Here is a 1,069-nt window from a genome sequence, read left to right on the forward strand (position 1 = left end):
CCGCCAGCTCCCGCATCGAGAACGGCTTGGTCATGTAGTCGTCGGCGCCGACCCCGAGTCCGACCAGCATGTCGGTCTCGTCGTCCCGCGCCGTGAGCATCAACACCGGCACCGGACGCGCGGCCTGCACGCGGCGGCAGACCTCGAGGCCGTCGAAGCCGGGCAGCATGATGTCGAGGATCAGCAGGTCAGGCTGCCAGGCCTCGGCGGTGTCGACGGCCGCCGGACCGTCGCCCGCGGTTTGCACGAGAAATCCCTCCGCGCGCAGGCGGGCCGCGATGGCGTCGACGATCGTCGGATCGTCCTCGACGACCAGGACTCGGCGCTGTGCGCCCGGTGTCGCCTGCGCCGTGCCGCTGTGCGAGGTGTGTGTCTGCTCCATCGCCCGCCCCTGAAGTGTGCTTTCCGGAACCCGTGGGGTGATCCCATGACTGCGCTTGACGCTTGAATGATCCGCGTCAGGGAAGCACACTACGGGGATGGACGGTGCCCTCGCTATCCAGGTCGTACGGCGAGGTGCACGACGTCCGGAACGCCCCGGGCAACGGGGATCTCTTCGGTACGCACCTGTTGGAACCCGGCATTCCACAAGCATCCTTCAAATTCCGGAGAGGGCTGCGCTGACCACACCGCCAGCACCCCTCCTGGCCTCAACACCCTTGCACAGCCTGCCAGTCCGGCCGGTGAGTACAGTCCGCCGTTGCCCTCCGTGACCGTCCAGCCGGGGCCGTTGTCGATGTCCAGGCACAGGGCGTCGAACGTGGCGGAAGTCTCATTGACGTACGCCACCAGATCCGTCTCCAGGATTTCCGTGCGCGCATCGGCGAGGGCGTCGGCGGACAGTTCGGACAGCGGGCCGCAGCGGTGCCAGCCGATGACGGCCGGCTCCCGCTCGACGACGGTGATCCGGCCCCAGCGGTCGTCCGCGGCGGCGTGTGCGAGCGAAAACCCGACGCCCAGGCCGCCGATCAGCACGTCAGGGCGCGGCTGCCCGTCCACCGGCCGCCGATTCAGCGCCTCGTACGCGGCGTCGACGAGCAGCCGTTCCGAGCGGCCGTCGGAGGTGTCC

2 protein-coding genes are annotated in these 1,069 nt (G+C 69.3%); both read right to left on the reverse strand.

Annotated features, from left to right (window positions below):
* On the reverse strand, positions 1 to 382 hold a 382-nt coding region (locus tag AB0I77_RS53905; RefSeq protein WP_363290387.1), incomplete at its 3' end, for a response regulator.
* Between the two features lie 113 nt (positions 383 to 495).
* The coding region (locus AB0I77_RS53910; RefSeq protein ID WP_363290388.1) for a spermidine synthase at positions 496 to 1,069 on the reverse strand (574 nt) is incomplete at its 5' end.

Origin of the sequence: Streptomyces sp. NPDC050619, from assembly GCF_040654815.1 — a bacterium.
Lineage (GTDB): Bacteria > Actinomycetota > Actinomycetes > Streptomycetales > Streptomycetaceae > Streptomyces.